At 63.9% G+C, this 17,313-nt stretch carries 15 protein-coding genes; 5 read left to right on the top strand and 10 right to left on the bottom strand.

The features are described from left to right. Positions 1-53: 53 nt before the first annotated feature. From KFE19_01680 to KFE19_01665, 4 genes are all read right to left on the bottom strand, one after another. Positions 54-1,775, bottom strand: coding sequence for a hypothetical protein (locus tag KFE19_01680; protein ID QUO38260.1), 1,722 nt, complete (start codon positions 1,773-1,775; stop codon positions 54-56). A gap of 1 nt (position 1,776) precedes the next feature. Next, a complete protein-coding gene (locus KFE19_01675; GenBank protein ID QUO39490.1) occupies positions 1,777-2,694 on the bottom strand; it encodes a MoxR family ATPase in 918 nt (305 codons plus the stop codon). 106 nt (positions 2,695-2,800) lie between these two features. Next, positions 2,801-3,826: a DUF4179 domain-containing protein gene (locus KFE19_01670; GenBank protein QUO38259.1), complete on the bottom strand. Its 1,026-nt coding sequence runs from the start codon at positions 3,824-3,826 to the stop codon at positions 2,801-2,803. Next, positions 3,823-4,281, bottom strand: coding sequence for an RNA polymerase sigma factor (locus tag KFE19_01665; GenBank protein ID QUO38258.1), 459 nt, complete (start codon positions 4,279-4,281; stop codon positions 3,823-3,825). Before KFE19_01665 ends, KFE19_01670 begins: the two co-directional genes overlap by 4 nt. A gap of 174 nt (positions 4,282-4,455) precedes the next feature. Between KFE19_01665 and KFE19_01660 the strand changes: the two genes are divergently transcribed. Beyond that, positions 4,456-5,346 carry a helix-turn-helix transcriptional regulator gene (locus KFE19_01660; protein ID QUO38257.1) on the top strand — a complete coding sequence of 297 codons (891 nt, stop codon included), beginning with the start codon at positions 4,456-4,458 and terminating at the stop codon, positions 5,344-5,346. A gap of 59 nt (positions 5,347-5,405) precedes the next feature. Here the strand turns inward: KFE19_01660 and ygfK are convergent, their stop codons facing one another. The 3 genes from ygfK to ssnA are packed head-to-tail and all read right to left on the bottom strand — an operon-like array spanning position 5,406 to position 10,207. Continuing rightward, entirely contained in the window at positions 5,406-8,357 is a 2,952-nt protein-coding gene (ygfK, locus tag KFE19_01655) for a putative selenate reductase subunit YgfK (protein ID QUO38256.1), read from the bottom strand. 37 nt (positions 8,358-8,394) lie between these two features. After that, positions 8,395-8,862, bottom strand: coding sequence for a nucleoside deaminase (locus tag KFE19_01650; GenBank protein QUO38255.1), 468 nt, complete (start codon positions 8,860-8,862; stop codon positions 8,395-8,397). Position 8,863: 1 nt separating this feature from the next. Further along, on the bottom strand, positions 8,864-10,207 hold the full coding sequence (gene ssnA / locus KFE19_01645) for a putative aminohydrolase SsnA (GenBank protein QUO38254.1): 1,344 nt from the start codon (positions 10,205-10,207) through the stop codon (positions 8,864-8,866). A 311-nt stretch (positions 10,208-10,518) separates the two neighbouring features. Between ssnA and KFE19_01640 the strand changes: the two genes are divergently transcribed. The 3 genes from KFE19_01640 to KFE19_01630 all read left to right on the top strand — a co-directional run bounded on the left by KFE19_01640 (position 10,519) and on the right by KFE19_01630 (position 14,088). Beyond that, positions 10,519-11,700, top strand: coding sequence for a hypothetical protein (locus KFE19_01640; protein ID QUO38253.1), 1,182 nt, complete (start codon positions 10,519-10,521; stop codon positions 11,698-11,700). A gap of 148 nt (positions 11,701-11,848) precedes the next feature. Beyond that, the gene (locus KFE19_01635; protein QUO38252.1) at positions 11,849-13,252 is read left to right on the top strand and encodes an alanine:cation symporter family protein; all 1,404 of its coding nucleotides are present in this window, start codon (positions 11,849-11,851) and stop codon (positions 13,250-13,252) included. A 176-nt stretch (positions 13,253-13,428) separates the two neighbouring features. Next, positions 13,429-14,088, top strand: a complete 660-nt coding sequence (locus KFE19_01630) for a hemolysin III family protein (GenBank protein ID QUO38251.1) — start codon at positions 13,429-13,431, stop codon at positions 14,086-14,088. 78 nt (positions 14,089-14,166) lie between these two features. Here KFE19_01630 and upp read toward each other — a convergent pair whose 3' ends face one another. Genes upp through tsaE form a run of 3 tightly spaced genes read right to left on the bottom strand, consistent with a single transcriptional unit; the run spans position 14,167 to position 15,961 of the window. Then, positions 14,167-14,799, bottom strand: coding sequence for a uracil phosphoribosyltransferase (gene upp, locus KFE19_01625; protein QUO38250.1), 633 nt, complete (start codon positions 14,797-14,799; stop codon positions 14,167-14,169). A gap of 38 nt (positions 14,800-14,837) precedes the next feature. Further along, positions 14,838-15,533, bottom strand: a complete 696-nt coding sequence (gene tsaB, locus KFE19_01620) for a tRNA (adenosine(37)-N6)-threonylcarbamoyltransferase complex dimerization subunit type 1 TsaB (GenBank protein QUO38249.1) — start codon at positions 15,531-15,533, stop codon at positions 14,838-14,840. Next, entirely contained in the window at positions 15,530-15,961 is a 432-nt protein-coding gene (gene tsaE, locus KFE19_01615) for a tRNA (adenosine(37)-N6)-threonylcarbamoyltransferase complex ATPase subunit type 1 TsaE (protein QUO38248.1), read from the bottom strand. Before tsaE ends, tsaB begins: the two co-directional genes overlap by 4 nt. A 155-nt stretch (positions 15,962-16,116) precedes the next feature. Between tsaE and KFE19_01610 the strand changes: the two genes are divergently transcribed. Then, entirely contained in the window at positions 16,117-17,295 is a 1,179-nt protein-coding gene (locus tag KFE19_01610; protein ID QUO38247.1) for an FtsW/RodA/SpoVE family cell cycle protein, read from the top strand. Positions 17,296-17,313 lie beyond the last annotated feature (18 nt).

The following is a 17,313-nucleotide window of genomic DNA, read 5'->3' as shown; positions in this document are numbered from 1 at the left end:
ACGGCAGGATGCAAACAAAAATGCCCCCGGCAGCGGAAGCTGCCGGGGGACCGTTACAGACTGCGGATCTGGTTCTGAATCAGAGTGCCCACCGTGTCGGCGAACTGATCCAGGGAGCGGATGCGGGCGAAGTCCCTGCCGTAGATGGTGTGGGCGGCGGGGATGTCCCCGTCATCTCCGGTGAATACGCACAGAACGGAGATGTCCCGGTGCAGCAGGGAACGGACCTCGGCGGCGGTGTTGGTGACGCCGGCGCTGTCGCAGTAGTCGGCGTCGCCCTCCGGCAGCTTCAGCTTGCGGATGTCATGGGGCTTGGCGTCGGACAGGAGGATCACCATGCGGTGCTCGCAGGGGGAGTCCTCCATCTCCTTGCCAAGGATCCGGATGGCCAGGCCGTCCCGGTTGCAGCCGGTGGTGAAGTAGCGGAAGATCCGCTCGTTTTTGTCGGTCTCCCGGTAGTCCCGGTAGCGGGTCAGGATCGTGTAGCCGCTGAGGGAGCAGAAGGCGGATACCCGCACCGGGATGCCGCAGCGGGTCAGGCTCTCGGCGATCATGTAGCCCTGGGCCGCCACGATCTGCTGGCGGTTGACCTGGGAGTTGGAGGCGTCCAGCAGGATGTCCACACTGAGATCACCGGGGTCGGTCCGCAGCACCCGGGTAAAGACCTTGTCATCGTCCAGATACAGCCCCCGCCACAGCCGTCCGGCGTCCAGGGTCCCGGTGGCGGAGCGGACCGTCACCGGCTCCAGATGGGTCAGCAGGGCGTTGTAGATCCGGGCGGTGAGCCGGTTGACGCTGTTGCGGTTGCGGATGATGTCGGCGTAGTAGAAGGCCCGGTTCTTCTCCATCTGCTTCAGCGCAGCCTTGCGCTGAGCGCCCACATAGCCCTTGGTGCCCTTTTCCAGGACGTTGCTGCCCCGGGAGTAGTACAGGTGGCAGCCGCTGTGCTCGTCTATGCACAGTTCCTGCTCCAGAAGCTTGGTTTTATGCTCGTCGTACAGAGGCTGGCCGAAGTAGGTGCGGATGTATTTTTTCAGAGCGTTCTGGTCCGTGGAGGAGAGGCCCGACCAGTTGAGATAGGTCTGGATCTCCTGGGTGTCGCCAGCGTTCTCCTCCGCCAGGTGTTCGCCGTAGCCGAAGCCGAACTGCCGCACCGGGGTCAGCTGGCTCTTGGCGGCCTCCCGCCGCCCGAAGAGGAAGTGATGGCGGCGCTTTTTCCGGGCCGCTTCCTCCTCCTTGGCCTCGCCGGGGACGAAGCCGAAGTAGTCCCGCAGAAAGCCCAGTGCCCGGTCCGCCAGGGCGTCGCCGTCCTCGTCACCGGGGAACTCCAGGGCGTTGAGGATCTCCAGCTCCCGGCCGCCCAGCCGGGGCTCCTCTCCCAGGACTCGCTGGAAGTGGGCCCGTTCCACCGTGGCCAGCAGCCAGTCGTCCTGCTCCGTCACCTTCAGGCCCAGCACCTCCCGGGCGTGGCGCCGCCGCAGATAGGGCAGGGCGGGGCGGTTGGGGGCCTCCCGGGCAAAGGCGGCGTTCTCCAGGCCCAGCCACACCAGCTGCTCGTACAGTCCCTCTTTCTCACACCCGTGGAAGGCGGCGAACAGCCGCTCCATGGCCTCCGCCCCGTAGTTCTTCCGGACGGCGCCGATGATGCTGTTCCAGTACAGGTCCGCCCGGCCCTCCCGGTCGTAGGCCTTGAAGTCCGGCTCGTAGCCATACTCCTCGGCGGCGTTCCAGATGAGGTTCCTGGCCCGCCGCTTTTCGCTGTCCCGAATGTCCATGTCAGTTGAACACGTCCTTGGCAGAGAGGTCGTCAGGCAGGCGGGTGCGGATCACATCCTGGACCAGCTGGCGCTCAAAGTCGTCGAAGGACTTGTTCACCAGGCCCAGCTCCAGCGCCCGGCCGGCGGTGAGGCCCGCGGCCATGAGGTGCACGGAGGCCATGAGGCCCCGCAGATCCAGGGGCTTGGTGGACAGCTCGCCGCCGTCGCACTTTTTCTGGATGTCCCGGAACAGCCCGGCAAATTGCAGGGCATAGTCGCTCTTGAGCCGGGGGAACTCCCGGGTCAGCAGCTTCTGGAGGCCGTCCTCCGAGATGGCGGGCATATCGATCACCACGAAGCGGGAGGTCAGGGCCTCGTTGAGCTCCCGGGTGCCGGCGTAGCCGTAATTCATGGTGGCGATGAAGCGGGTGGCGTCGTGAAGGGGGATACGGTCGTAGCCGGGCATATCGATGCTGCGGCGGAAGTCCAAAGTGGCGTGGAGCACCGCCAGGGACTCGTTCTTGGCCATGTTGATCTCATCCAGGACACCGAAGCCGCCCTTTTCCGCGCACTGGTAAATGGGACCCTTGCGCAGCTTCACCTGACCGGCCTCGAAGGTATCGGTGCCCAGCAGGGTGGCGGCGTCGGTGTTGATGTACAGGGACACGTCCCAGCTGGGGCGGCCGAAGGCGGCGGCCAGGTTTTCGGCCAGCACGTTCTTGCCGGTGGCCTTGGGGCCCACCAGCAGCAGGTTCTCCCCGCACAGCAGCGCGGTGATGGCCTCCTCCCAGATGTCCTTGCCGTAATAGAGATACCGGGGATCCGGCACCCGGCGCCGCAGGCTTTCCTCCGGCGGGAACTGGGCCCGGAAGGCCGCCACCTGCTCGATGAGCCCGGCGTCCACACCCTCATTTTTCAAAAATTCCAGCATATCCAGCATGATGGATACCTCCGTTGTTCGTACTGCCTAACATCATACCACCATTCCGGAAAATGGCAAGCGCCCGGAGAAACTCTCCGGGCGCTTTTTTTGTTAAAAACTGTTAAGATTTATCCTCCAGGGGAAAGGTCACCTGCCAGAGGCCCTCGGTCAGGGCGGAGGCGGTATGGAAGTCGCCGCGGAGGGTGTACTGCGCCAGTTCTTCCGGTGAAACGTCAAAGATAAACTGGGTGTAATCCTGCCGCTGCGCCGGACTGGGAGCTGCGAAAGAAGCGCTGTACAGAGGCTCCAGCCGGGTGCCGTCCTCCGCTTCCAGCCACAGCCAGGCGTGGTTGTCCAGCCGGGCAGCATTGCCCCGGCACAGCTGAACGTGGAACTGCCCTTGAGAATATCCGGCGGCGGTGATGGTCAGACCCGGGGCGGGCTCCGCCAGCGCCGGGCCCGGAAGCAGCATGGGCGCGCTGTCCGTCATACCCGCCTCGCCGCTTCCGCCGGTGCAGAAATAGGCATTCTCCGGTCCGCCCACGGGGACCGTCTCCGCCTCCGCAGTGAACGCTGCAAGTTCCAGTTCCACCGCCGCGTTTTCCAGGGTCTCCTTCCCGGTCAGCAGCTGCCGGACCGAGAAGGTCATTTTTTCGCCGGTGGGAATGGGGGATCCATCCAGGGTCTGAACGGTGCAGAGAAAGGTGATCGTACCGGTCTCCGGGTCCCAGCTCAGGCGCTCGCACCGGCCGCTCTGGTCAAAGGGCAGGTGAAAGGACCAGCTGTCGAAGAGGTCCGTGGTCTCGTCCACGGGTCCGCCGGTGAGAGTGATATACGCCTGGGCTGTGTCGCCCTCCACCCGGACGGCGGCCACCTCTATGGTGACGCCCCGGTCGGTACAGCTCTTTTGCACCGGCTGGAAAAACTGTGCCATGGCAGGAGAGAGCTGATAGAGCAGCTCGTAGCCTCCCTCCGTCCGCACTGCCAGAGTGGGGGTGACCAGGAGCAAAGCGGCGGCCAGAGCCGCCGCGGCCGCCCGCCGCCAGGGACGGCGGCGCCGCTGCACCTTCGCCAGGGTCCGCTCCACCAGGGCGGGGGAGGGGAGGAGCGGCTCATTCATGTGGGTATAGACTTCTGAAAAATTCATGGTTCCTCCTTCAGCAGACGGCCCAGCTTCTGCCGGGCCCGGGTCAGCTGGCTGCGGACGGTGGCGCCGTTCCGGCCCAACAGCCGGGCGATCTCTTCCGTCCGGTAGCCCTCGTAGTAGTAGAGGTGCAGCAGCGTCCGGTCCCCTGGCGGCAGAGCCGCCAGGGCCTCCGCCACTGCGGACGCCTCCGGCCCCGGGCAGGCGTATACGTCCTCCAGCGGTATGCTGCGTTTTCGCCAGGGGGAGGCCAGCAGGCTCTTGCAGCGGTTGACGGTGACCCGCAGCAGCCAGGCCTTTTCGTGGGTCTCGCTCTCAAAGTCCGGGGCGGCGCGGTGATAGCGGAGAAAGACCTCCTGGAACACGTCGTCGGCGTCGCTGCGGCTGCCGGTGACGGCGCAGGCCAGGCGGTAGACCGCCGGGCCCCAGCGGTCCACCGCGCCGGTGGTATCGGGCATGTGATCACATCCTTCTGTGGAGAATACCCCGGAGAGGCGGAAAATGCTGCAAGAGGGGACAGAAAATTTCAGAAAGAGCGGCGATGTTGCGTTTGGTTGCGGCCGTGTCAGGACCGCGCGGTGGACTTTCCCGGCGGTTTCTGCTAGGATGGGAGGCGAAAAGGAGGATACGACATGACGTTTTCCGAGAAGCTGATCCGCCTGCGCAAGCGGGAGGGATTGAGCCAGGAGGCCCTGGCGGAGGCGCTGGGCGTGAGCCGCCAGGCGGTGAGCCGCTGGGAGCAGGGGACCGCCCTGCCGGATGGGGCCAAGCTCCTGCCCTGCGCCCGGTACTTCGGCGTCAGCGTGGACTGGCTGCTGGATGAGGAGCAGGACTGGGAGGCCCAGGCGGGCCCGGCCCCGGCCGCCGCGGGAAAGGCCCGGTCCCTGGCCTGGATCATCGGCGGAGGTGCGTTGGCGGGGCTGTCCCTGCTGGGACTGCTGCTGATGGGCATTCTCAGCTCCGTGTTCCCGGCGGTGTACACCGAGGCCCCCCTGGGGGCGGCCTGGGTCCGGTCCTACGCGGGCCTGTCTGGATTCCTGAAGGTCCACCGTCTGGAGTGGCTGTTTGCCCTGTGTCTGGTGACGGCGGCGGTGGGACTGTGGATGATCCTGCGGTCCCGGCTGCGGCGGGCTGTGGAAAAGAACCCGGTTTTGCAGAGCAATCTCACACTGCTGCCCATCGCCGCCCAGGCGGGGCTGGTGTACAGCACTGCCCAGTGCCTGTGGTGGATACGCCAGGGGCGGGAGGACTACCGGGGCGCCTTCTGGTTTTCCCTGGTGCCGCTGGTGCTGGCCTCTGCCTGGATGGCCTGGAACCTGATGAAGGAAAAGGATCCGGTCCGGCGGCGGAGGAACAGCCTGATCGAGCTGGGCTACTGCACTGGGCAGCTGTGCATCGGATTGCTGACGGCGGATGGGGGCATTGGCCTGGTTGGGCTGGCGTTGAATCTGATCCTGTGCCTGTTCTACGTCCAGTGGGTCAATCCCCGGTACATGGGCCGCCGCTTCGGCAGGAAAAAATAGACGCCGGCAGACAGAAAAGGTCCGGGGCCGTTGCGGCCCCGGACCTTTTTGGCGGGTTATCAGCCAAGCAGATAGTTGTACTTGGTCAGCACAGTGTAGATGAACACCTCGATGTCGGCGGGGAGATCGTTCTTGCTGTCGAGGTCCGCCTCGAACACCTTGCCCTCCAGCCGGACCAGGACCTTCTTGCCGCCCAGGGGCAGGAAGCCGGAGTTGTTCACGCTCTCGTCGAAGCCGGCGCGGTCGTGGAACAGGGTGAACTTGTCACGATAGGGAGCGGAGTCGTAGGGGCAGAAAATGGCACAGTTGCCGCACTCGTTGCACATCCGGTCCACGTGGAGGATCTGATGGCGGCCGTCCGGCAGCTCGACGACCACGTTGGCCCGGTTGGGGCACACGTCGGCGCAGACCTGGCACACCACGTTGCAGGTGAGGCACCGGTCGCCCTCGCACTTGGCGGACTCGCACAGGATGCCCTTCTTGGCGATGGCCTCGGCCCGGGTGGCCACGGCCTTGGCGGGGATGGCGAACTTGTGGGCCTCGCCGATGACGGCGTTGGCGAAGTACTGGGCGTCGGCGATGCCCTCCACCACGGTGGCGGGGCCGCGCATGGCGTCGCCGCCGGCGTAGACACCTTCAATGTTGGTCTTGAAGGCGGGGATGCCCTTGGCGTCCACCTCGATGCCGTTCTTCGTAAAGATCTCGCTGTCCACCTTCTCGCCCACGGCGGAGATGACCGTGTCGCAGGGAATCTCCACCATCTCGCCGGTGGGGACGGGCTTGCGGCGGCCCTTCTCGTCGGGCTCGCCCAGCTTCATCTTCTCGCAGACCAGCTTGCCGTCCTTCTGCTCCACGGGAGCCACCAGCTCCAGGAACTCCACGCCGTCGGCGATGGCCAGCTCCAGCTCCTCGGCGTCGGCGGGCATGTACTTCTTGGTGCGGCGGTAGACCAGGGTGGAGGACTTCGCACCGGCGCGCAGGGCGGCCCGGGCGGCGTCCATGGCAGTGTTGCCGCCGCCGACCACGGCCACGTGGCCCAGAGGCACTTCCTTGCCGGCCTTCATGTCCTTCAGCCAGCCGATGACGGGCACCACGTTGCCGGGGATGTCCAGCTTGCCGGCCTTCCAGGCGCCCACGGCGAAGAAGATATGGGTGTAGCCCATGGCCTTCAGCTCGGCCACGGAGGGGGCCTCAGTGTTCAGCTTGACCTCCGCGCCCATCTTCTCCATCAATGCCACGTCCTTGTCGATGGCCGCGTCGGAGATGCGCCAGGCGGGGATCACCTGCCGGACCACGCCGCCCAGGGCGGAGGAGCGCTCGAAGATGGTGACGGGGATGCCGGCCCGGCCCACGAAGTAGGCTGCCGCCATACCGGTGGGGCCGCCGCCAATGACGGCCACCTTGGCGGAGGTCGCCGCGGGAGCGGGTGCCTTGATCTTGGCCATGTAGGCGTCGTAGCCGCGCTCGGCGGCCACCAGCTTGGTGGCCCGGATGTTTACCGGCTGGTCGTAGTAGTTGCGCATGCACTTGGTCATGCAGTTGTGGGCGCAGATGGTGCCGGTAACGAAGGGCAGCGGGTTCTTCTCGGTGATCAGGCGCAGGGCGGAGGCGTACTCGCCCTTGCGGCAGAGCTCAATATACTCCGGGATGTCCTGGCCGATGGGGCAGCCGCCCTTGCAGGGCGCGGTGAAGCAGTCCATCAGGGGGACCTTTTCGTAGAGCTTGCGGCGGGGCAGGGGCTTGATGGCCTTGACATGGTACTTGTCGGACCGGGCCGCCAGGCTCAGAGCCTCGATGGCGGTCACGTCCACGCCGGTGAAGGGCTTGAAGTCCATGGCATCCAGCTTGTCGCCGATCTGGGTGAAGCGCTGGTAGCCGCCGGGCTTGAGCTCTGTGGTGGCCATGGTGATGGGCCAAATGCCGCAGGCGAAGAGCTTGTCGATGTTGAAGGCGTCGGCGCCGCCGGCGTAGGAAAGGCGCAGCTTGCCGCCGAACTCCTTGGCCATCATGGCGGCCATGGTGGTGGTCAGCGGGAACAGGGACTTGCCCGCCATGTACATCTCCTCGCTGGGCAGCTCCCCGGCCTTCACGTCCACGGGGAAGGTGTTGGAGAGCTTCAATCCGAATTCCAGACCGTGCTGGTCGGCCAGAGCCTGGAGCCGGTGGAACATGGGCACGGCGTCGCTGTACTGCAGGTCCTCCTTGAAGTGGTGGTCGTCAAAGGCGATGTAGTCGTAGCCCATGCCGTCCAGAATGGACCGGGCGGTCTCATAGCCCAGGATGGTGGGGTTGCACTTGACGAAGGTGTGCAGGTGCTTCTTCTCGATCAGGTAGCTGGCGATGCGCTCGATCTCGTCCGGCGGGCAGCCGTGGAGGGTGGAGACGGTGACGGACCCGGAGACGTGGGGGGTGATGGTGTCGATGAAGTCGGCCTCGCCGGGGAAGAACTCCTTCAGAACGGCGATGCACTCCTGGAAGATGGGGGTCTGGGAGGCATCCACCATGCCATTGAGGAAGGTGTCCACCTTCTCGCCCTGGATGCCCGCCAGGTCGTAGCCCACGGACATGTTGAACACGAACCCGTTGGGGTCGCCCAGACCGTACACCTTGGCCATGATCTTGCAGGCGCACCAGGCCTTCACATACTCCTCAAAGGCCTGGGGCACGTACAGCTCCGTGGACCACTCGCAGTTGTAGCACTCGTCCTCCGCCAGGATGCAGGGGCGGTTGACGCAGGCGGACAGCTCCGCGCCGTCCATCTTCTGGACGGTCTTCAGCTCAAAGAACCGGGCACCGCCGAAGTAGCTGGCGATGATGTTCTGAGCCAGCTGGGTGTTGGGGCCGGCGGCGGGGCCGAAGGCGGTCTCGATGGTCTCGCCGAAGATGGGCAGCTTCTTCACGCCGGCCTTGTAGGGCTTGTGGACGCCGAAGACGGAGCCGTCACGCTGGTACTCGGCGGTGACCCAGGTCATCAGTTCCCGGAAGGGAATGGGGATCATCAGTTCAGACATACGCTTTTTTCCTCCTCAAATCCTAAAAAGAAATCACTTATCCCTTTTGATGGTTCTCGAAATAGGCCCGGAGCACCTCCAGGCTCTCCTCCCGCAGCACACCGGCCGTGACGGCGGGGCGGTGGGGGGAGTTGCGGAACACCATGTCGCTGCACGCGCTGCCGGTCTCGCCCAGCAGGGCGCCCAGGTCGGTGTCGCTGGCGCCGTAGACCAGCCGCCCCAGCTTTGCCCATACCAGAGCGCCGCTGCACATGAAGCAGGGCTCGCAGCTGGAGTACAGGGTATAGCCGCTCAGATCGGTGATGTGGGTCTCGGCGAAGAACCGGCGCAGGAGCCCGGCCTCGGCGTGGAAGGTGGGGTCGGCAGCGGTGTAGATCTGGTTTTCATTGGTATAGACGATCTCGCCGTCCTTCACCAGCACCGCGCCGAAGGGCTCGTTGCCGTGCTCCACCGCCAGGGCGGACAGGCGGATGGCCTCCGCCATGAACTGTTCGTCCTGGGTCATCTCAGTACTCGCAGTGGTTCAGCTTGCCCCAGAGCTTCTTGGAGGTTTCCAGGATCTTGGCGTTGACGGCCTCCTCGTCGATCTCGGTGAGGACCCGGTCCTTCATCAGGATCTTGCCGTTGATCATGGTGGTCTGGCACTGGCGGCCGGTCATGCCGAAGAGCATGTGGCCGTCGATGTTGGCGTCGGAGAAGGGGGTGAAGGGCTTGTAGTCCATGACGATGACGTCCGCCGCCGCGCCGGGGGCCAGGATGCCCAGGGTGGGGAAGCCGGTGCGCGCCGCCATCTTGGCGTTGTTCTTGAAGAGCATGTCCGTCACCTCGCACCAGCCCACATTGGGCATGCAGGCGTTGTGACGCTGGATGGTCAGGGCCACCTTGATGCTCTCCAGCATGTCGTTGGTGTAGGCGTCGGTACCCAGGCCCACCAGAATGCCCTTCTTGTAGAGCTGGAGGATGGGGGAGCAGCCCACGGCGTTGCCCATGTTGGACTCGGGGTTGTTGACGCACATGGTGTCCGTGGCCTTGATGATGTCCATTTCGGCGGTGTTCACGTGGATGCAGTGGCCCAGAATGGTCTTTTCGCCCAGGATGCCGTGGTCCTGGAGCCGCTGGACGGGACGGCGGCCGTAGTTCTGGAGGCTGTCGTACACGTCGTTCATGCCCTCGGAGACATGGATGTGGTAGCCCACCCGACCGTTGTTGGCGGCCTGCATCCGGTCGAAGGTCTTGTCGGAGATGGTGAACAGGGCGTGGCCGCCGAACATGGCCTTGAGCATGTCGGAGGGATTCTTCTCGCAGTAGTCGATGAAGTCCTTGTTCTCCTGGACGGACTGGATGGACTTCTCCTCGCCGTCCCGGTCGCTGACCTCGTAGCAAAGGCAGGCACGCATGCCGAACTCCTTGGTGACCTCGGCGATCTTCATCAGGGAGCCGGGGATCTCGCAGAAGGAGGCGTGATGGTCGAAGATGGTGGTGACGCCCTGCTTGATGGAGTCGATCACCAGGGCCTGGGCGCTGGCGCGGGTGGCCTCCAGATCCAGGTTCCGGTCGATGTACCACCACTGGCCGTCCAGCACCTCGTAGAAGTTGGTGGGGTTGTAGCCGTTGATGGAGAGGCCCCGGGCCAGGGCGGAGTAGATGTGGGTATGGGCGTTGATGAGGCCCGGCATGATGACGCCGCCCTTGGCATCCACGAATTCCGCCTGGGGGTATTTGGCCTTGAGGTCGGCGGTGGTGCCGACTTCCACGATTTTGCCGCCGTCCGTGACCACGCCGCCGTCGGGGTAGTAGCCGGTGCCGTTGGGGTCTCTGGTAATGACTTTGCCGTTTGCCAGTAAGATCATAAAGTTGTACCTCCTTCAAAATTCCCTCGGTGAAATGTAAACTGAATAAAAGAAAAAGGCGCTTCGATCCCATGCTTGGGTCGAAACACCTATCAAAAAAAGCGGAATGATAGGTGTCAGCCCGTGCGCGCAGCACTTCGTTGCAGCTATCATTCTTCCCTTATGCTTGTATTTTACCGGAGAACAGGCTAAAATGCAAGAAGGCGAGCTAAAAATTTTTTAGGCATATTTTGTGTAGTTTGCCGGAAATGTATGGAACCTTTTGCAAAAAGGTTCGTCTATATCCATAGAAAAAACGGGAGGTGGCCCCCTTGAAACGGACATATCTTTGGATGCTGGCGGCGGTTTTGCTGCTCAGCGGCTGCGGCGGAGGACAAACGGCGGAACAGGCGGAGGAGCCGGAGCAGACCGCTCCGGCAGAGGAGTTGGGGCCAGCCCCGGAGGGGCTGACTATGGAGCTGGAGCACGACGTCTACGATCCGTCCCTGACCAGCTATACCTATTTCGTTCACAATGACACCGATCAGCCCACAGGGGTGTTCGGCGCCTCATACGCCATCCAGAGAAAAGACGGCGGCGGCTGGACGGATCTGACCATGAAGGACGGCGTGGGCTGGGACGATATCGGCTACACGCTGGAGCCGGGCCAGACCATGGCCTTGAGCTGCGGCTTCTGGCTCTATGAGGAGGCGCCTGCCGCCGGGGAGTACCGGCTGGTGAAGGAGGTGGACGGCGCCCTGCTGACCGCGGAATTCTCCCTGGGGGAGAGTCCCTACACAGCGCAGACCCCTTACGGCTTCGGCCCCCTGGAGGACCTGCCGGAGCGGTACGGCGCCGCCGACGCCGCCGGGACCGGCGCGGTGATCTTCACCGACGCGGGCACGGAAAACGCGGAGGCGGTGGGAACGTTCCTGGAGAAGGCATCCCTGGGGATCCCCTGCCAGCTGAGGACCGTCCAGGACCACGGAGAGAGCACCCCTATGGTCATCGATGTGATCTGCGAAAACGACGGTTTCCTCTGGCGGATGCGCAGCGGCGGCACGGAGGTGGCGGAGCGGCGGCTTTCCTACATCGTCACTGACGGCACGGACCTCTATCTCTCCGACGGCGCCGACTGGGACGCCGGGGAGCGGTATGGTGACCAGCGGGTCTTTCTGGTGCCGCCCCTCCAGGGGACGGAATGGGTGCCCGATGTGGCGGCCATGACGGCGGACCGCCTGGCGTGGAACGTCACCCGCTACCAGCTCCGGTCCGCCGACGGGGTCTGGTGCGCCGCCCTGTGGGAGGAGCCCACGGCCTTTTCCGTCAGCTGGCAGAAGCCCGGCGAGGGCTCCGGCAGCAGTACCTACGACCTTGCGGACTGGGACGGCCTGGAGACTGCCATCACCGGCCTCGCCTGGCGGGAGGACGGCAAGCTGACGTTGAAATGCGAGACCGCCGACGGCGGCACCAGCCGCCTGACCTTCGACCCGGAGACGGAGACACTGACGTAAAAAGACGCGCGAGATTGAGCATGGCAAAAACAGGGACCGGAGAACCGGTTCCTGTTTTTTGCATAGCGCAAAATATAAATTGACAAAAACAAGGACCTTCTGGTATTCTGAAAAGCGAATTTTCAGAAAAAGAACGGAGAATCGATCCATGCTGGGAACCTTGATCGGCACCCTGAGCGACTGGCTCTATACCTACCTTCTGGTGATCCTGCTGATCGCGGCGGGACTGTATTTTACCCTGCGGACGAAGTTCGTGCAGCTGCGGCTGTTCCGGGAGTCCATCCGGGTGGTGGGAGAGCGGCCCCGGGAGGCGGGCGCCGTGTCCTCCTTCCAGGCCCTGATGGTCTCCACCGCCTCCCGGGTGGGCACCGGCAACATCGTGGGCATCTCCACGGCCATCTGCTGCGGAGGCGCCGGGGCGGTGTTCTGGATGTGGGTCATCGCCCTGGTGGGCGGCGCCACGGCCTTCGTGGAGTCTACCCTGGCCCAGATCTACAAGCGCCGGGCCCCGGACGGCAGCTGCTACGGCGGCCCTGCCTACTACATCGAGGCGGCTCTGCGCAGCCGTCCCCTGGCGGTGGTATTTGCCGTGACGCTGGTGCTGACCTATGCCGGCGGCTTCAACATGCTGGCGTCCTACAACCTCCAGTCCACCTTCTCTGCCTATGATTTCTACGATCCCGCCGTCACTCCCTGGGTCATCGGCGCCGTGCTGGCGGCGGTGGTGGGCTACTGCGTCATGGGCGGCGGAAAACGCATCATCCGCTTCACCTCCACCCTGGTGCCGGTCATGGGCGGGCTGTACGTGCTGGCGGCCGTGGTGGTGATCGCCATGAACTGGCGGCTCCTGCCCCAGGTGTTCGGCGCCATCTTCTCCGGCGCCTTTGATTTCCGGGCCATCTTTGGCGGCTTTACCGGCTCCGCCGTCATGTACGGCATCAAGCGGGGCCTCTTCTCCAACGAGGCCGGCGTGGGCTCCGCCCCCAACGCCGCCGCCTCCGCCGAGGTCAGCCATCCCGTGAAGCAGGGGCTGGTCCAGATGCTCTCCGTGTTCATCGACACCCTGCTGGTCTGCTCCGCCACGGCCTTCATGCTGCTGTGCTCCGGCGTGGAACCGGCAGAGGCCCTCAAGGGCGCGCCCTATGTGCAGCTGGCCCTGGAGAATGAGTTCGGCGCCGCCGGGCCCATCTTTATCACGGCGGCCATGGTGCTCTTTGCCTTCACCACCCTGATCGGCAACCTCTACTATGTGGACAACTGCCTGAGCTACATCGTGGGCAAGATCCCGGCCAGGGAGTTCATGGTCCTCTTTCGGATCGACGCCATGGCGCTGATTTTTCTGGGTTCCGGCATGGAGATCAACCTGGTGTGGAACCTGGCGGACGTGCTGATGGGTGTCATGGCCCTGATCAACCTGCCGGTGATCGTGCTGCTGTTCCCGCCGGTGCGGGCGGCCCTGGCGGATTACACCGCCCAGCGCCGGACCGGAAAGGACCCGGCCTTCCGGGCGGAGACTGCGGGCCTGGGCGGAAAGACAGCGTGCTGGAATTGAAAAAAGACAGCGGAGGACAGATGTCCTCCGCTGTCTTTTTTTGCTCCCACGCATAATTTTTGAGTCACGATCATAAACTACTTGCAATTATTAGATATATCGTGTAATATAATATTAAAAAACATATTACATAATATTGATGGCTATTACATATGCCTGGAATAGGAGGCTTGACGATGCGAAAATTATTTACCCATGCACAGGACCCTGTCAGCTGCTGGACCCACGCCGCCGGAGCGGCGGCAGCACTGGGGGGCGGGCTGTGGCTGCTGCTGCGGGGATTGCGGCTCCATACGCCGGGGGTGGCTCTGGGGGCGGCTTTGTGCTTCTGTGCGTCCATGGTGGCGCTTTACACCGCCAGTGCTGTTTACCATTACTATCCCGGCGATGTCACCAGCGGCGGCGTGAAGAAGCTGCTACGGAAGATGGACCACGGTATGATCTATGTGCTCATCGCCGGCAGCTACACGCCTTTCTGCCTGGTGTTGCTGCCCCAGCCCAAGGGGAGGAATTTCTGCCTGATCCTCTGGGGTGTGGCCCTGGCCGGGATCCTGGCAAAGCTGCTGTGGATCAACGCGCCCCGGGTACTCTCCACCGCCGTGTACCTGGTCATGGGCTGGGCGGTGGTGTTCCTGGCCGGGGACTTCGCAGCCTTGGGCCAGCCCTGCCTGACCCTGGTGGCCCTGGGCGGGGTGTGCTACTCCGTGGGAGCGGTGTTCTACGCCGTCAGGCGCCCCAATCTCTCCGCGGAGTGGACCTTCCACGAGATCTTCCATCTGCTGATCCTGGCGGGGTCGCTGTTCCACTACCTGGCGGTGTACTTCTACGTGGTGTGATGCTGCAAGGAAACAAAAAGGAAAGGACCATCCGGTCCTTTCCTTTTTCATATCCAGAGGCGTTCCGCAGAGGGGCGGTTACTTCGTGCCGAAGATCCGGTCGCCGGCGTCGCCCAGGCCGGGGACGATATAGCCGTGCTCGTTGAGATGATCGTCCACGGCGCCGCAGTAGATGTCCACGTCCGGGTGGGACTTCTGGAGCCGCTCAATGCCCTCCGGCGCGGCCAGCAGCACCATGAGCTTGATGTTCTTGCAGCCCCGCTTCTTCATCTCATCGATGGCGGCCTCGGCGCTGCCGCCGGTGGCCAGCATGGGGTCCACGATCAGGATGTCCCGGTCGGCGATGTCCTTGGGCATCTTGCAGAAATAGACGTGGGGCTCCAGGGTCTCCTCGTCCCGGTACATGCCGATGTGGCCCACCCGGGCGGAGGGTACCATCCGCAGCACGCCGTCCACCAGGCCCAGGCCCGCCCGCAGGATGGGGACGATGGCGAACTTTTTGCCCTTGAGGGTGGGAGCGGTGGTCTTGCAGATGGGGGTCTCCACCTCTTTTTCCGTCAGGGGCAGGTCACGGGTGGCCTCGTAGGTGATCAGCATGCCGATCTCGCTGACCAGCTCCCGGAAATCCTTGACGCTGGTGTTCTTGTCCCGCATGATGGTCAGCTTGTGCGCCACCAGGGGATGGTCCATCACATGTACTTTCCCGTTCATAAATGCGCTCCTTTATCTCAAAAAAATTGAAAACAAGATCACTGCCGGTCCCGCAGGGGCAGCGCCTGGGGCGGCCGCAGATACACCGGCGCCAGGGCCTGGGGATCGATCAGTCCGCCCCGCAGGGCAGCCTCTCCGGCGCACAGGGCCACGGACACGGCATTCTGCATAATGAGCTGGGGCGGCGCGGCCACGCATGGGATGTCCCGCTCCGCCAGTGCCTTGAGGCACAGGGGGGCGCCGTCTCCCAGCACGATCCGGGGGCCCTCCATGGCAGAGACCTCCTCCGCCAGGTCGGCAAGGCCGATGGCCCGGTCCTCGGTCAGCCGTTCCGGAGAGCCGGTGCCGCGGGAGCGGAAGAGGGCGTTGTAGACCTGATTGCGCCGGGCGTCCATGGCGCAGATGATGAGCCCCTCCATGTGGGCTACGTTCCGTGCCATGGCCTCCAGGGTGGAGACGGCCACAGTGGGCTTCTCCGCGGCAAAGGCCAGCCCCTTGGCGGCCGCTACGCCGATGCGGATGCCGGTAAAGGACCCGGGACCCACGGACACGGCGATGGCGTCGCAGTCCCGGACCGTCAGGCCGGTGTTTTTCAAAATACCCTCCACAATGGGCATCAGGGTGCGGCTGTGGGTCAGGCCGGTGTCCTGATAGCCGCTGCAAAGGACCTTGCCGTCCTCCGTCACGGCGGCGGAGACCGCCTTGGCGGAGGTCTCCAGAGCCAGGATCTTCATGGCAGCTCCACTCCTTCGATGGTGATGTCCCGGGCGGCGTCATCCTCCGGGCTCCGGGCGATGGTGACGAACACCGTCTCCGGCGGCAGGGCCGCCTCCGCCAGCTCGCTCCACTCCACGGCGCAAACGCCGCCCCGGTCCAGGTAGTCCTCCCAGCCGATGTCGAACAGAGCGTCGGCCCCCTCCAGGCGGTACATATCAAAGTGGAACAGGGGCAGACGGCCCCCCTCGTACTCGTTGACGATGGTGAAGGTGGGGCTGGTGACCCGGCCCTTGTACCCAAGACCACGGGCCAGGCCCCGGGTGAAGGCGGTCTTGCCCATGCCCAGGCCCCCCCGGTAGGCCACCACCGCGCCTGGGGACAGCACGGCGGCCAGACGGGCGCCCAGGGCCTCGGTCTCCGCCTCGCAGCGGGTGTGGAATTCCATGATCTCCGCCTCCTTTCACGGGTGTTTCCCAAAAATCAACTTAGTATATCATATTTTGAACGGAGTGTAAAAAGATTTTTGCATCGTTTACACCCCCGCCGGTTTGTGGTATACTCCAACTGACAAATTTTGCCCCGAAGAGAGGAAAACACCACATGTGGAACCGACTGAAAGCCATTCTCGCGGACTTTTTCCAGCAGGCCGATCTGGTGTTGCTGGGGCTTTGCTGCGCCGCTACGGTGTTCGGCATGGTGCTCATTGCCAGCGCCACCCACTATATGGACGCGGCGAAGATGCTGCGGTACGTGGGCGTCCAGGGCGTGGCCATGCTGCTGGGCTTTTGCGTCTACGTATTCATGTCCATGGTGGACATCGAGATCGTGCTGAAAAAATGGAAGTGGCTGGTGCTGTTCAACCTGGTGTTCATCGGACTGCTGAAGACCCCCTTCGGCGTGGGGGGTGCCAGTACCGGCAACCAGGCCTGGCTGAAGTTTCCCGGCATCCCCTTCCAGATCGGACCGGCGGAGGTGGTGAAGATCACCTTCACCCTGCTGCTGGCCAAGCAGCTGGCCTGGCTTCGGGAGGAGAAGCGGGACCTGCGGTCCTTTCCGGCTGCCGCCCAGGTGGCGGGTCATACCCTGGCGCTGATGGGCTGGTATGTGGTGATCTCCGGCGACATGGGCAATGCCCTGACCTTTTTTTTCATCTTTTTGTGCATGGCCTTTGCCGCAGGCTTCGCCCTGCGGTGGTTCGCCCTGCTGTTTGCGGGCTGCGGGATCGGTTTCGCGGCGGCGTGGGTGCTGGAGCTGATCCCCGGGTATATGATGGACCGGTTCCGGGTCCTGTTTGACCATTCCTATGACGCCCTGGATACCGGCTGGCAGCAGACCCGCAGCCTCATGGCCATCGGCTCCGGCGGCCTGTTTGGCCAGGGATACATGAACGGCACCCAGACCCAGAGCAGCTTTCCTCAGTCCCTGCCCAACCGCTGGACGGACTTCATCTTCTCCGTCTGCGGAGAGGAGCTGGGCCTGGTGGGATGTCTTGCGGTGATCACGCTGCTGGCGGTCATCATTTTCCGGGTACTGCGGGTGGCAAGGAACGCCCAGACGCCCTTCCACTGCTATATCTGCGTAGGTATGGCGGCCATGCTGATCTACCAGACCGTTGTCAACATCGGCATGTGCCTGTTCGTCATGCCCACCATCGGCGTGACCTTGCCCTTTTTCAGCTACGGCGGGTCCTCGGTGCTGACGCTGTTTGCGGCCATGGGCGTGGTATCCGGCATCAAGAAGCGCTCACCGGCCCTGTGGCGGCCGAGGCGCCAGCGTTGACACGGTGAAAAAAAGAGG

The sequence above is a fragment of the Dysosmobacter sp. Marseille-Q4140 genome, from assembly GCA_018228705.1.
GTDB lineage: Bacteria > Bacillota > Clostridia > Oscillospirales > Oscillospiraceae > Oscillibacter.
The sequence above is the reverse complement of the archived record's forward strand: the minus strand, read 5'-3'. Positions and strand labels throughout refer to the sequence as shown.

Excerpts from the sequence above, each read along its gene's own strand:
- KFE19_01680 (QUO38260.1), bottom strand. The coding sequence starts at position 1,775 with ATGGACATTCGGGACAGCGAAAAGCGGCGGGCCAGGAACCTCATCTGG.
- KFE19_01670 (QUO38259.1), bottom strand. The coding sequence starts at position 3,826 with ATGAATTTTTCAGAAGTCTATACCCACATGAATGAGCCGCTCCTCCCC.
- KFE19_01665 (QUO38258.1), bottom strand. The coding sequence starts at position 4,281 with ATGCCCGATACCACCGGCGCGGTGGACCGCTGGGGCCCGGCGGTCTAC.
- KFE19_01660 (QUO38257.1), top strand. The coding sequence starts at position 4,456 with ATGACGTTTTCCGAGAAGCTGATCCGCCTGCGCAAGCGGGAGGGATTG.
- ygfK (QUO38256.1), bottom strand. The coding sequence starts at position 8,357 with ATGTCTGAACTGATGATCCCCATTCCCTTCCGGGAACTGATGACCTGG.
- KFE19_01650 (QUO38255.1), bottom strand. The coding sequence starts at position 8,862 with ATGACCCAGGACGAACAGTTCATGGCGGAGGCCATCCGCCTGTCCGCC.
- ssnA (QUO38254.1), bottom strand. The coding sequence starts at position 10,207 with ATGATCTTACTGGCAAACGGCAAAGTCATTACCAGAGACCCCAACGGC.
- KFE19_01635 (QUO38252.1), top strand. The coding sequence starts at position 11,849 with ATGCTGGGAACCTTGATCGGCACCCTGAGCGACTGGCTCTATACCTAC.
- KFE19_01630 (QUO38251.1), top strand. The coding sequence starts at position 13,429 with ATGCGAAAATTATTTACCCATGCACAGGACCCTGTCAGCTGCTGGACC.
- upp (QUO38250.1), bottom strand. The coding sequence starts at position 14,799 with ATGAACGGGAAAGTACATGTGATGGACCATCCCCTGGTGGCGCACAAG.
- tsaB (QUO38249.1), bottom strand. The coding sequence starts at position 15,533 with ATGAAGATCCTGGCTCTGGAGACCTCCGCCAAGGCGGTCTCCGCCGCC.
- tsaE (QUO38248.1), bottom strand. The coding sequence starts at position 15,961 with ATGGAATTCCACACCCGCTGCGAGGCGGAGACCGAGGCCCTGGGCGCC.
- KFE19_01610 (QUO38247.1), top strand. The coding sequence starts at position 16,117 with ATGTGGAACCGACTGAAAGCCATTCTCGCGGACTTTTTCCAGCAGGCC.